Source organism: Pseudomonas sp. Pseusp10 (assembly GCF_059492225.1).
In genome coordinates, this window is record NZ_CP168528.1 from 1130171 (window position 1) to 1142051 (window position 11881).

The following is an 11881-nucleotide window of genomic DNA, read 5'->3' on the forward strand; positions in this document are numbered from 1 at the left end:
GACGCCAGTACTCTCGAGCCAACGAGTAACCCTGTGGGAGCGAGCTTGCTCGCGATGACGGCATGGCATTCAACATCAATGTTGACTGACCCGCCGCTATCGCGAGCAAGCTCGCTCCCACAGGGGATCGCGTTTCGAGTTCTAATGCCCTGCAGTATTGGAGAAGAGCTGGATGACCACGACGCCCAACACAATCAACGCCATCCCCAGCATCGCTGGTACGTCCAGCTTCTGCCCATAGATAAATAGCGCCGCGACGCTGACCATCACGATCCCCATGCCGGCCCACACGGCATACGCCACACCCACCGGAACGCTGCGCACCACCAGGGTCAGCATCCAGAAGGCAATCCCGTAGCCGAGGATGACCAGCACCAGTGGCAGCGGGGTACTGAGGCCTTTGACGGCTTTCATCGAAACAGTGGCAATCACTTCGGCGCAGATGGCTATGGCCAGGTAGTAGTAAGCGGTCATGGGTCAATCCTCGTGTGAAGTGTTGCTCTCTGAGGTCGGCATTCTAGTGATTCGCCAGATGCGGTAAAGTCATTACCTATCTGTTTTGAAGATGGGTTGATCCATGAGCATGCAATGGAATCTGGAACAGTTGCGGTTGTTTGTCAGCGTAGCGGAGCAGCGATCGTTTTCTGCCGTGGCGCGGGATCAGCGCAAGGCGCAGTCGGCGGTCAGCAGTTCGATAGCGTTGCTGGAGGAAGACCTGGGCGTCAGCCTGTTCGACCGCAGCAGCGGCCGTCAACCGAAGCTCACTGAAGCCGGCACGGCTTTGCTGGACGAAGCGCGGGAGGTGTTGCGCCAGTGCGAACGGCTCAATGGCCGGGCGTTGGCGATGATGCGCGGTCAGGAGGCACGACTGCGTGTGGCGCAGGATGAAGCGATGCCTTATCAGCCGATCATCGAAAGCTTCGAGGCCCTGGCGGAAAAATTCCCCAGCCTTGAAGTGCAACTGACCAGCGCCGCCCAAGGCGATGTCGCGCGCAAGCTGGTGGAGCGGCGCGCGGATCTGGGGCTGCTGTTCTTTCACGATCAGATTCCCGAGGCACTTGAGCGGCGGGTGCTGGGCAGCGTGGAAATGGTCACGGTGTGCGGCAAGGATCATCCGTTGGCGCGCAAAGGTGCAGTGGACGGCCAGCAACTGGCACAACATCGGCAGTTGCTGATGTCCACGGAGTCGAGCATTTATCCCGGCAGTGATCCCGCCAGCCCGCAAGTCTGGCGCGCCGACAGTTTCTATGTGATGGCCGAATGGCTGGTGCGTGGTCTCGGCTGGGCCTGGCTGCCACGCCACGTGGTGCAGTACCCGACCTATCAGAACCAGATGGTCGAACTGGTCAGCGAATGGACCCCACCAGCCCTGGTGGTGGAGCTGGTATGGCGCCGGGATGAACCGCTCGGTCCGGCCGCGCGTTGGCTCGCCGAACGTTTTGCCGTGCACTTGCAGACGATAGGCGAAAAAAGCCGATAAACTCCGCCGCCATGAATAGAACTCTCTACACCGCGCTGTTTTATCTGGGGCTGCCACTGGTAGCGATTCGGCTTTGGCTGCGCGCGCGCAAGGCGCCGGCGTATGCCAGGCGCATCGGCGAGCGCTTCTCCTACGGGATGCCGGCGATGAAACCGGACGGCATCTGGGTGCACGCCGTCTCGGTGGGCGAAAGCATTGCTGCCGCGCCGATGATCCGCGCCTTGCTGGCGCGCTACCCGGATCTGCCGATCACCGTGACCTGCATGACGCCGACCGGTTCGGAGCGCATCCTGGCACTGTTCGCCAATGAGCCGCGCATCCAACACTGTTATTTGCCTTACGACCTGCCTTGCGCTGCCCGGCGCTTCCTCGATCGGGTCCGGCCGAAACTGGCGGTGATCATGGAAACCGAGCTGTGGCCTAACCATATCCATCAGTGTGCCAAACGCGGGATCCCCGTGGCGTTGGCCAATGCGCGGCTGTCCGAGCGTTCCGCCAGGGGTTACGGCCGGTTCCCCAAGCTGACCCAGCCGATGCTGGCCGAGATGAGCCTGTTCGCGGTGCAGACCGAAGCCGAAGCCCGACGCTTGCGCGACCTGGGCGCGCGGGCGGAAACCGTCGAAGTGACCGGTTCGATCAAGTTCGACCTGACCATCGACCCGCAACTGCTTGAGCGCGCCAGCCAATTGCGCGGGCAATGGCAGGCGCTGGAACGACCGGTGTGGATCGCGGCCAGTACCCATGACGGCGAAGACGAGGTGGTGCTGGCGGCTCATCGTCAGTTACTGGCCAGTCACCCCGATGCCTTGCTGATTCTGGTGCCGCGGCATCCGGAACGCTTCAATTCGGTGTACGGGTTGTGCCTGCAACAAGGGTTCGCCACGGTCCGGCGTTCCAGCGGCGATGCGGTCAGTGCGAATACTTCAGTGCTGCTTGGCGACACCATGGGCGAGTTGTTGTTTCTCTACGCCCTGGCTGACAGTGCTTTCGTCGGCGGCAGCCTGGTGCCGAACGGCGGGCATAACCTGCTGGAGCCGGCGGCCCTGGCCAAACCGGTGCTGAGTGGGCCGCATCTTTTCAACTTCCTCGAAATCGCCGCGCACTTGCGCAGTGCCGGGGCGTTGCAGGAAGTGGAGGATGCCGAAGGCCTGGCGGTGGCGGTGCAGCGGTTGTTTGAACTGCCGCTTGATGCGCAGCGCATGGCAGAGGCCGGGTTGAATGTGATGCGCGCCAATCAGGGGGCGTTGCAGCGGTTGCTGGACGGGTTGGGGCGGTTGATCGACCGATAGGCCGTGCTGCCTTCATTCGCGAGCAAGTCGGATCGCCGCACCGCCGCTCCGACTTGCTCGCGAAGCTTTTGCCTTACCGTTTCGGTCAGGGCCGGGCTTTCAATTGCTCGGCCGCAGCCTTGGCCAGATCCGGTGGCAGGAAATCCTTGTCCGGGTTGTAGTTGGGATTGAGCCAGCGTTTCAGGTCTTGCAGATCCCCCGGATTCAACGTGCCGGCCTGTTGCTTCAGACGCAGGTTGTCGAGGATGTAGTCGTAGCGGGTGTTGTTGTAGTCGCGTACCGAGCTGTACAGCTGGCGCTGCGCATCCAGTACGTCGACGATGTTTCGTGTGCCCACCTGATAGCCGATTTCAGTCGCTTCCACCGCACTCTGGTTGGAGATGATCGATTGCTTGCGCGCCTGTACCTGCTCGACATCGGTGTTTACCGCGCGGTGCAGGTCGCGGGTGTTTTCCACGATCTGTCGGCGCAGGGACTCGCGCTGCTGCTCGGTCTGGTCCAGTTGTGAATACGATTGACGCACCTGGGAGCTGATCAGGCCGCCGCTGTAGATCGGTATGTTCAGTTGCAGGCCAACGGTTGTTTGCTCGACGTTGCCACCGTACGGCAGGGGCTGGTTGTTCGGGTTGCTGAAGCCCAGTGCGTCGTTGTCGCCTTTCTCGTACTTGGCAACCGCGTCAACCGTTGGCAAGTGCCCGGACTTGCGCTGCTTGAGGGTTTGCTCGGCGGCGCTGACGGCATAGTTGCTGGCCAACAGATTGAGGTTCTGCCGGCCCGCCGTTTCGACCCAGGCCTTGGCGTCGTTCGGTGCTGGCGGCAGGATCGGCAAGTTATGGCTGATGCCCCAGATCGAGTTGTACTGGCGGTTGGTCAGGGTGATCAATGCTTCAAAGGCGTCGTCCACCTGGCGCTGCGCAACGATGCGGTTGGCGCGTGCGGTGTCGTAGCTGGCTTGTGAGTTCAATACGTCGGTCTTGTCCGAGAGGCCGACATCGAAACGCTCGTTGGATTGATCGAGCTGGCGTTTGAACGCCGCTTCTTCGGCCTTGGTCGAGGCCAGGTTGTCCTGGGTGCGCAGCACGTTGAAATAGCTGTCAGCGGTTTGCAGGATCAGGTTCTGCTCGGTCGCCGAGAGTTGCAGGGCGGCCTGTTCGTTGACTTCCTTGGCGGCCTGGAACTGGAACCAGCGGTCAGCCCGGAACAGCGGCTGCGCCAAAGTGGCCTGGTAGGAATGAGCATCGCGGTTGGTCGTGGCGGACGGTTGATCGAGATCCGTACGCACCTCGGAAATATTGGCGCCGCCCGAGAGGTTCGGCAGCAGCCCGGCGCGGGCCTGGGGTACGACTTCCTTCTGCGCGCCGTATTGGGCAATGGCAGCCGCCAGATCGGAGTTGTTGTTGACGGCTTCCTGATAAACGCTGACCAGGTCCGTCTTGGTCGATAAGGGCACATCTGCTGCCCAGGCCATTCCATTGGACGCACAAGACACGGCAAGGGCCAGTGAGAGTTTGCGCAGCATAGATGTTCCCTAGATTTGATATTACACAGATAATTTGAACGCCAAGGCTAAGGCGCTGCTTTGACAGCGTCAATGCGCGGCTCAGCGTAGCGAGTGTAGTTGTGCATTCGGGTGGCAACAATCCTGATACTGCGTGCAATAACGCCATTCATCATGGCGTTTGCCGTGGGGTTGGCGTTCTTTGCCAGTTGTGTCTAGACTGGCCGGGTTCTTGTCGGGGTGCCTTGCTATGAGGCTGAGATCGAATAATTTCGGATCCCGTTGAACCTGATCAGGTTAGCGCCTGCGTAGGGAACAAGATTTCTCGTCACCCGGCGAGTCCTCTTGTGCTTCGTCCGGGATGTTGTTCGACAATCGAACACCCCTCGAGCACCGAGCACAGCACAGCTGGTTTTCCCAGCGCCCGTGCGTCCATTCGTTTACAGGTTCGCTCCGACAAAAATCCACTGCCTGGATGCTGTCTGGAGAGCCCGTGATGACTACAAAAGCAAAAATCGCCACCAACCTGAGTGACTCGGCCAAGGTCGATCAGCAATCGGTTCAGCCGTTTACCCGCTCGCAAAAAATCTATGTCCAGGGCACCCGCCCGGACATCCTCGTGCCGATGCGCGAAATCAGTCTGGACGTGACGCCGACCGACTTCGGCGGCGAGGTCAATGCACCGGTAGTGGTGTACGACACCTCGGGCCCGTACACCGACCCCAATGTCATCATCGATGTGCGCAAAGGCCTGGGCGACGTGCGTTCGCCGTGGATCGAATCCCGTGGCGATACCGAGCGCCTGAGCGGCCTGAGCTCGAATTTCGGCCAGGAACGTCTTGCCGATCCGGAGCTGACCAAGCTGCGCTTCGCTCACGTCAACAATCCGCGTCGCGCCAAGCCGGGTGCCAACGTCAGCCAGATGCACTACGCACGCAAAGGCATCATCACCGCCGAGATGGAATACGTTGCCATCCGCGAAAACATGAAGCTGGAAGTGGCTCGTGCCGCCGGCCTGCTGGACCAGCAACACGCCGGCCACAGCTTCGGTGCCAGCGTGCCGAAAGTCATCACTCCAGAATTCGTCCGTGAGGAAATCGCCCGTGGCCGCGCGATCATTCCGGCCAACATCAACCACACCGAACTGGAACCGATGATCATCGGCCGTAACTTCCTGGTGAAGATCAACGGCAACATCGGCAACAGTGCCCTGGGTTCGTCCATCGAAGAAGAAGTGGCGAAACTGACCTGGGGCATTCGCTGGGGTTCGGACACGGTCATGGACCTTTCCACCGGCAAGCACATCCACGAAACCCGCGAGTGGATCATCCGCAACTCGCCGGTGCCGATCGGTACGGTGCCGATCTACCAGGCCCTGGAAAAAGTCGGCGGCGTGGCCGAAGACCTGACCTGGGAGCTGTTCCGCGACACGCTGATCGAACAGGCCGAGCAGGGCGTCGATTACTTCACCATCCACGCCGGCGTGTTGTTGCGCTACGTGCCGATGACCGCCAAGCGCGTCACCGGCATCGTCTCCCGTGGCGGTTCGATCATGGCCAAGTGGTGCCTGGCGCACCACAAAGAGAACTTCCTCTACACCCATTTCGAAGACATCTGCGAAATCATGAAGGCCTACGACGTCAGCTTCTCGCTGGGCGATGGCCTGCGTCCGGGCTCGATTGCCGATGCCAACGACGAAGCGCAGTTCGGCGAGCTGGAAACCCTCGGCGAGCTGACCAAAATTGCCTGGAAACACGACGTGCAGTGCATGATCGAAGGCCCGGGCCACGTGCCGATGCAGTTGATCAAAGAGAACATGGACAAGCAGCTGGAGTGCTGCGACGAGGCGCCGTTCTACACTCTCGGCCCGCTGACCACCGACATCGCGCCGGGTTACGACCACATCACCTCCGGTATCGGCGCGGCGATGATCGGCTGGTTCGGTTGCGCCATGCTCTGCTACGTCACGCCGAAGGAGCACCTGGGCCTGCCGAACAAGGATGATGTGAAGACCGGGATCATCACCTACAAGATCGCCGCGCATGCCGCCGATCTGGCGAAGGGTCACCCGGGCGCGCAGATTCGCGACAATGCCTTGAGCAAGGCGCGCTTCGAGTTCCGTTGGGAAGACCAGTTCAACCTGGGACTCGATCCGGACACCGCCCGTTCGTATCACGATGAAACCCTGCCGAAGGATTCGGCCAAGGTCGCGCACTTCTGCTCGATGTGCGGGCCGAAATTCTGCTCGATGAAGATCACCCAGGAAGTCCGCGAATACGCGGCCAACCAACGGATCGAAGCGGTCGACGTGGACGTCGCCCAGGGCATGGCCGAACAGGCCGAGCGCTTCAAGCAGGAAGGCAGTCAGCTGTACCAGAAAGTTTGATCTGACCTGAAAAGGTGGGGCCTGAAAGGGCCTCATCGCCAGCAGGCTGGCTCCCACATTGGATCTGTGGCGTTCACAAGTCCCCTGTGGGAGCCAGCCTGCTGGCGATAGCGGTCAACACAACAACAAATGTCCCTCTGAGATAACACCTTTGAGTATTCAACCCAGCACTTACTCCCCCGATATCGCGGTGCCGACCGACAAGCGTGTGTTCGGCGGTCGTGACCTGTTTTCCCTGTGGTTTTCCCTCGGCATCGGCCTGATGGTCTTGCAGACCGGTGCATTGCTCGCGCCAGGCCTGGGCCTGTCGGGTTCGTTGCTGGCGATTTTCCTCGGCACCCTGGTCGGCGTTCTGCTGCTGGCGGCGGTCGGGGTGATTGGCAGTGATACCGGCCTGTCGTCGATGGCCGCGCTCAAGCTCAGCCTCGGCACCAAAGGCGCGAGCCTGCCGGCGGTGTTGAACCTGCTGCAATTGATCGGTTGGGGATCGTTCGAAATCATCGTCATGCGCGACGCCGCCAGCCTGTTGGGTGCGAAGGCGTTCAGTGACGGCAGCCTGCTGTCCAATCCGGTGTTGTGGACCCTGTTCTTCGGCGCACTGGCGACCCTGCTGGCTGTTAGCGGTCCGTTGACCTTCGTGCGGCAGATCCTGCGCAAATGGGGCATCTGGCTATTGCTGGCCGCTTGCACCTGGCTGACCTGGAACCTGTTCGCCAAGGCTGACCTGGCCGCGTTGTGGGCCCAGGCCGGTGACGGTTCGATGCCGTTCGCCGTGGGTTTCGACATCGCCATTGCCATGCCGCTGTCGTGGTTGCCGCTGATCGCCGACTACTCGCGCTTCGGCAAGCGGGCGAAAAACGTCTTCGGTGGCACCGCCATCGGTTTCTTCATCGGTAATTTTTGGCTGATGAGCCTGGGCGTGGCCTACACCCTGGCGTTCGCGCCGAGCGGTGAAGTCAATGCGTTGCTGCTGGCGCTGGCCGGGGCCGGTCTGGGGATTCCACTGTTGCTGATTCTTCTGGATGAATCGGAAAACGCCTTTGCCGATATTCACTCGGCAGCGGTGTCCAGCGGGATTCTGTTGCGCGCCAAAGTCGAGCACCTGGCCCTGGCCATCGGCGTTATCTGCACGCTGATTGCCCTGCTGGCGCCATTGGCCCAGTACCAGAATTTCCTGCTGCTGATCGGTTCGGTGTTTGCGCCGTTATTCGGTGTGGTGCTGGTGGACCACTTCATCCTGCGCAAGCGTAGCGGCCAGGTGGCCTCGGCGGCACTGCGCTGGCCGGCGCTGCTCGCCTGGCTGGGCGGGGTCAGCACCTATCATTTGCTGGCCAACTTGTACCCGGATGTCGGCGCCACCCTGCCGGCACTGGTCCTGGCAGGGCTGCTGCAGCTTGTGTTGGGCCGGGTCTTCAGTTACGGCCGGGAAACAGCTCGGGCTTGATGATGCCGTTCAGGCGGGGGTAGGGGATCTTCAGTTCGACATGGCCCAGCGCGTAAGGCGCGATGCTGCTGGTTTCGTACTTGAGGATCACCCCACCGTAGGTCAGTGCCACGTTCCGGGTTTTCTGGAACGGCCAGCTCTTCACGAACTCCGGTTCCTGATCGAGCTTGGTGCTGATCAGCCAGCTGTTGTGCGCCACCTGCGCCGCTTTCCAGAACGCTTCTTCCTGCCCTGGCACCAGCATGTCCGACAGCGTCAGCACTTTATGCTGCTGGCGCGAATAGTTGATGAAACCTCGACCTGGGGTGCCATGGGCACTGCCGGTGTCCAGGTAGCTGGATAATTCGACGATCACCAAGCCGTCATGCTGCTCACGTACCTTAGCCTGCAGATAGCTGCTGTTGCGCGGGCCGGCGGTGCGCAAAAACTCTTCGCGATAAGCCGCCAGGGTCGGGGCGACCGGGGCTTCGGGTGAGGTACGGGTCATTTGCAGCAGGCGTTTTTCGATGATGCCGTCAAGTGCAGGCTCGGCCGGGAAGTGCACGGTATCGATGTTGACCAGCGGACAATCCGGGTTGCTGCAACCGGGCTTGAGTTGCTCGGAAGCGTCGCGGGTGGTTTCCAGCGGTGTCCGGTAGTTGGGCTGGAACAGGCTCGCGCAAGCACCCAGGGTCAGGGCGATAGCGGCCACGGAGGCGATTTTGAAAAGCGACATGAGCGTCCTTTCTGAAACAGGGGGGGCAAAAAGTTACCGGCTTCGACTCTCAACAAAGCAGTCAGTTCGCCACTAAGCTAATTAGAGTGGGTTTCGCCCTCACCGTCTATCCCGCTGACGGGAAAGGGGCTGCATCAAACATCACGGGCGCGTTAGGATGGCGCGAAGTCGAGGCCCAGGAAAAAAGGAGCCTCGAACAGGATTTGCAGTAAAAGAGGATTGTCATGACGGATTTTGCCAACGCCATTCCGACCGCCGTTGATATCGTGCGGCGCGAAAAGTGCTACGAGGGCTTTTACAAACTCGAACGCGTGCACTTGCGCCACGAATTGTTCGCCGGGGGCATGAGCCGCGAGATCAATCGTGAAGTGTTCGTTCGCCATGACGCGGTCTGCATGCTGCCCTACGATCCGCAGCGCGATGAAGTGGTGCTGATCGAGCAGTTTCGCGTCGGCGCCATGGGCAAGACCGACAACCCGTGGCTGATCGAACTGGTCGCTGGTCTGATCGATAAGGATGAAGTGCCGGAAGCAGTTGCTCACCGCGAGGCGCAGGAGGAAGCTGGGCTGGAAATCGGGGCGCTCTGGCCGATGCTCAAATACTTTCCATCGCCGGGCGGCAGCAACGAATTCGTGCATCTTTACCTGGGGCGTTGCGACACAACCGGGGTTGGCGGCCTGCATGGGCTGGAGGAAGAGGCAGAAGATATTCGCGTCACGGTCTGGGCTTTCGACGATGCCCTGCAAGCCGTGCGCGACGGACGTATTGCCAACGCGGCGAGCATCATTGCCTTGCAATGGCTGGCTTTGAACCGCGTTGAAGTGAGGGGGTTATGGTCGTAAACAAGCTGCGCGATCGCTATCGGGTGGACCTGGTGGGGCTGCAAGCGTCCTGCGAGGCGAACTACGCGCGCCTGATGCGACTGCTGCCGGACATGCGCAGCGAGCCCGCCGCGCGGCGCATCGCCGTGACCCATGGCGACCAGATGCTGGGTGTGCTGGCTCTGGAAGTGTTGCTGACCTGTCCTTACACCACGACCCTGCAAGTGCGTCAGGAACACAGCCTGCCGTGGTTGCCGGTACCGCAACTGGAAGTGCAGGTCTATCACGACGCGCGCATGGCCGAAGTGGTCAGCGCCGAACATGCGCGACGCTTTCGCGGCATCTATCCTTACCCGAACGCCTCAATGCACCAGCCGGACGAAAAGGCCCAGTTGAACATGTTTCTGGGCGAATGGCTGAGCCATTGCCTGGCGCTGGGGCATGAGTACGAAGTCGTCCGTTAACTGAGCACCGCAGTTGTGAACTGCGTCAGGTTCACAGATTTCCCCTTTCGACCGTCCCCCAGCATAATTGCGGCACTTACCCATCCCCGTGATCACGCCCTGGGAGAACGCCTTGCCGAGCGTATCCACATTGACCACCGCCGATCCGGCGTTGCTGGTGCAACTCTCCGACAGCCACCTGTTTGCCGAAGCGGACGGTGCGTTGCTGGGCATGAACACCCGCGACAGTCTGCAAAAGGTCATCGAGCTGGTGCGCGCGCAACAGCCGCAGATCAATCTGATCCTGGCCACGGGTGATCTGTCCCAGGACGGGACGCTTGCGTCCTATCAGCAATTTCGCGAGATGACGAGCCAGTTGGACGCGCCGGCGCGCTGGATTCCCGGCAACCACGACGAGCCGCAGATCATGGCCGCGGCGGCGGTGCAGAGTGCTTTGCTCGATCCGGTGGTGGATATCGGCAACTGGCGGGTCACGCTGCTCGACTCGGCGGTGCCGGGCTCGGTGCCGGGGTATTTGCAGGACGAACAGTTGCAGTTGCTCGCCCGCTCGTTGAGCGAAGCGCCGGAGCGCCACCATCTGGTGTGCTTCCACCATCATCCGGTTTCGATTGGTTGCGCGTGGATGGAGCCTATCGGTCTGCGCAATCCCGAGGCGTTTTTTGAAGTGCTGGATCGTTTTCCACAGGTGCGTGCCGTGCTGTGGGGACATGTGCACCAGGAAATCGATCAATTGCGTAACAGCGTGCGTCTGATCGCCTCGCCGTCCACCTGCATTCAGTTCGAGCCGGGCAGCGAGGACTTCAAGGTCGGAGAGCAGGCGCCGGGCTATCGCTGGTTGCGGCTGTTGCCCGACGGGCGGCTGGAAACCGGGGTGGAGCGGGTTACCGGGTTCGATTTCACTGTGGATTACGGCTCCAACGGCTACTGACTGTTCATTTTTCAGGTAGACCGAGGCGCGGCCATCGCGAGCAAGCTCGCTCCCACAGGGGATTTGTGAATGACGCAGATCCAATGTGGGAGCGAGCTTGCTCGCGATGACGTCTTCAAAGACACCTCGAATTCTGCGGATATCCCCGATTCCCCAGAGTCCCTGTAAACTCCGCCTCTTTAGCCGACGTCAGGGAGCTCAAATGTCCGGTTCGATCCTTTATATCCACGGCTTCAACAGCTCGCCGTTGTCGAAGAAGGCCTGTCAGTTGGTCGAGGTGATGGAGCGACTGGGCCTGAGCGAACACTTGCGCGTTCCGGCGTTGCACCACCACCCGCGCCAGGCTATCGACCAGCTGGAACAGGCGATTGCCGAGCTGGGGCGACCACTGCTGGTCGGCAGCTCGCTCGGCGGCTACTATGCCACTCACCTGGCCGAGCGCCTTGGCTTGAAAGCCCTGTTGATCAACCCTGCCGTCAGCCCGCACCGGATGTTCGACGGCTTTCTGGGGACGCAGAAAAACCTGTATACCGAAGAGACCTGGGAAATGACCCACGACCACGTGACGGCCCTGGCCGAACTGGAAGTGCCGGCGCCCCAGGAGCCGCAGCGTTATCAGGTATGGTTGCAGACAGCTGACGAAACGCTGGACTATCGCCTCGCCCAGCAGTATTACCGGGCATGCGCCTTGCGTATCCAGGCTGGCGGCGACCACAGTTTCCAGGGTTTTGCCACGCGACTGCCGGCCATGTTGAGTTTTGCCGGCATTGGCGCCGATTTGTATCAGGCAATCGATTTCACCGCATTGTGAGCGATAGCCCCATGAATTCTTTTTTCACCGAACACTGACGACGAG

Annotated in this window: 11 protein-coding genes and 1 riboswitch; of the genes, 8 read left to right on the plus strand and 3 right to left on the minus strand. The window is 60.9% G+C overall.

Features of this window, described 5'->3' with window-relative positions; translation table 11 throughout:
* Window positions 1-141: 141 nt before the first annotated feature.
* Window positions 142-474 carry a DMT family transporter gene (locus ACEN8Z_RS05045; RefSeq protein ID WP_007996562.1) on the minus strand — a complete coding sequence of 111 codons (333 nt, stop codon included), beginning with the start codon at window positions 472-474 and terminating at the stop codon, window positions 142-144.
* 103 nt (window positions 475-577) lie between these two features.
* Here ACEN8Z_RS05045 and ACEN8Z_RS05050 point away from each other — a divergent pair, with 103 nt between their 5' ends.
* Together ACEN8Z_RS05050 and waaA are read left to right on the plus strand one after the other, a co-directional pair.
* Window positions 578-1480 carry a LysR family transcriptional regulator gene (locus tag ACEN8Z_RS05050; protein WP_191622243.1) on the plus strand — a complete coding sequence of 301 codons (903 nt, stop codon included), beginning with the start codon at window positions 578-580 and terminating at the stop codon, window positions 1478-1480.
* 11 nt (window positions 1481-1491) lie between these two features.
* Complete coding sequence (gene waaA, locus ACEN8Z_RS05055) at window positions 1492-2769, plus strand: lipid IV(A) 3-deoxy-D-manno-octulosonic acid transferase (RefSeq protein WP_495596954.1); 1278 nt, start codon at window positions 1492-1494, stop codon at window positions 2767-2769.
* Between the two features lie 85 nt (window positions 2770-2854).
* Here waaA and ACEN8Z_RS05060 read toward each other — a convergent pair whose 3' ends face one another.
* Window positions 2855-4288, minus strand: coding sequence for a TolC family outer membrane protein (locus tag ACEN8Z_RS05060; RefSeq protein ID WP_495596955.1), 1434 nt, complete (start codon window positions 4286-4288; stop codon window positions 2855-2857).
* Window positions 4289-4493: 205 nt separating this feature from the next.
* Window positions 4494-4599: riboswitch (TPP riboswitch) on the plus strand.
* 164 nt (window positions 4600-4763) lie between these two features.
* On the opposite strand from ACEN8Z_RS05060, the gene thiC reads away from it, so the two are divergent.
* Together thiC and cytX are read left to right on the plus strand one after the other, a co-directional pair.
* Complete coding sequence (gene thiC / locus ACEN8Z_RS05065) at window positions 4764-6653, plus strand: phosphomethylpyrimidine synthase ThiC (protein WP_007996558.1); 1890 nt, start codon at window positions 4764-4766, stop codon at window positions 6651-6653.
* Between the two features lie 151 nt (window positions 6654-6804).
* Window positions 6805-8097 carry a putative hydroxymethylpyrimidine transporter CytX gene (gene cytX / locus ACEN8Z_RS05070; RefSeq protein WP_495596956.1) on the plus strand — a complete coding sequence of 431 codons (1293 nt, stop codon included), beginning with the start codon at window positions 6805-6807 and terminating at the stop codon, window positions 8095-8097.
* Here the strand turns inward: cytX and ACEN8Z_RS05075 are convergent.
* Window positions 8066-8812, minus strand: coding sequence for an RsiV family protein (locus ACEN8Z_RS05075; RefSeq protein ID WP_495596957.1), 747 nt, complete (start codon window positions 8810-8812; stop codon window positions 8066-8068). The genes cytX and ACEN8Z_RS05075 overlap by 32 nt on opposite strands.
* Window positions 8813-9036: 224 nt before the next feature.
* Here ACEN8Z_RS05075 and ACEN8Z_RS05080 point away from each other — a divergent pair, with 224 nt between their 5' ends.
* The 4 genes from ACEN8Z_RS05080 to ACEN8Z_RS05095 all read left to right on the plus strand — a co-directional run bounded on the left by ACEN8Z_RS05080 (window position 9037) and on the right by ACEN8Z_RS05095 (window position 11836).
* Window positions 9037-9654 carry an NUDIX domain-containing protein gene (locus tag ACEN8Z_RS05080; protein ID WP_007991550.1) on the plus strand — a complete coding sequence of 206 codons (618 nt, stop codon included), beginning with the start codon at window positions 9037-9039 and terminating at the stop codon, window positions 9652-9654.
* Entirely contained in the window at window positions 9645-10097 is a 453-nt protein-coding gene (locus tag ACEN8Z_RS05085; protein WP_007977461.1) for a DUF1249 domain-containing protein, read from the plus strand. Before ACEN8Z_RS05080 ends, ACEN8Z_RS05085 begins: the two co-directional genes overlap by 10 nt.
* A gap of 112 nt (window positions 10098-10209) precedes the next feature.
* Window positions 10210-11025, plus strand: coding sequence for a 3',5'-cyclic-AMP phosphodiesterase (gene cpdA / locus ACEN8Z_RS05090; protein WP_495596958.1), 816 nt, complete (start codon window positions 10210-10212; stop codon window positions 11023-11025).
* Window positions 11026-11227: 202 nt separating this feature from the next.
* Window positions 11228-11836: a YqiA/YcfP family alpha/beta fold hydrolase gene (locus ACEN8Z_RS05095; protein WP_108230458.1), complete on the plus strand. Its 609-nt coding sequence runs from the start codon at window positions 11228-11230 to the stop codon at window positions 11834-11836.
* The last annotated feature ends 45 nt before the right edge of the window (window positions 11837-11881 follow it).

Bases quoted from the DNA above. Each gene is read 5' to 3' on its own strand.
- thiC (WP_007996558.1), top strand. From the start codon at position 4,764: ATGACTACAAAAGCAAAAATCGCCACCAACCTGAGTGACTCGGCCAAG.
- ACEN8Z_RS05050 (WP_191622243.1), top strand. From the start codon at position 578: ATGAGCATGCAATGGAATCTGGAACAGTTGCGGTTGTTTGTCAGCGTA.
- ACEN8Z_RS05080 (WP_007991550.1), top strand. From the start codon at position 9,037: ATGACGGATTTTGCCAACGCCATTCCGACCGCCGTTGATATCGTGCGG.
- ACEN8Z_RS05075 (WP_495596957.1), bottom strand. From the start codon at position 8,812: ATGTCGCTTTTCAAAATCGCCTCCGTGGCCGCTATCGCCCTGACCCTG.
- waaA (WP_495596954.1), top strand. From the start codon at position 1,492: ATGAATAGAACTCTCTACACCGCGCTGTTTTATCTGGGGCTGCCACTG.
- ACEN8Z_RS05060 (WP_495596955.1), bottom strand. From the start codon at position 4,288: ATGCTGCGCAAACTCTCACTGGCCCTTGCCGTGTCTTGTGCGTCCAAT.
- ACEN8Z_RS05045 (WP_007996562.1), bottom strand. From the start codon at position 474: ATGACCGCTTACTACTACCTGGCCATAGCCATCTGCGCCGAAGTGATT.
- ACEN8Z_RS05085 (WP_007977461.1), top strand. From the start codon at position 9,645: ATGGTCGTAAACAAGCTGCGCGATCGCTATCGGGTGGACCTGGTGGGG.
- ACEN8Z_RS05095 (WP_108230458.1), top strand. From the start codon at position 11,228: ATGTCCGGTTCGATCCTTTATATCCACGGCTTCAACAGCTCGCCGTTG.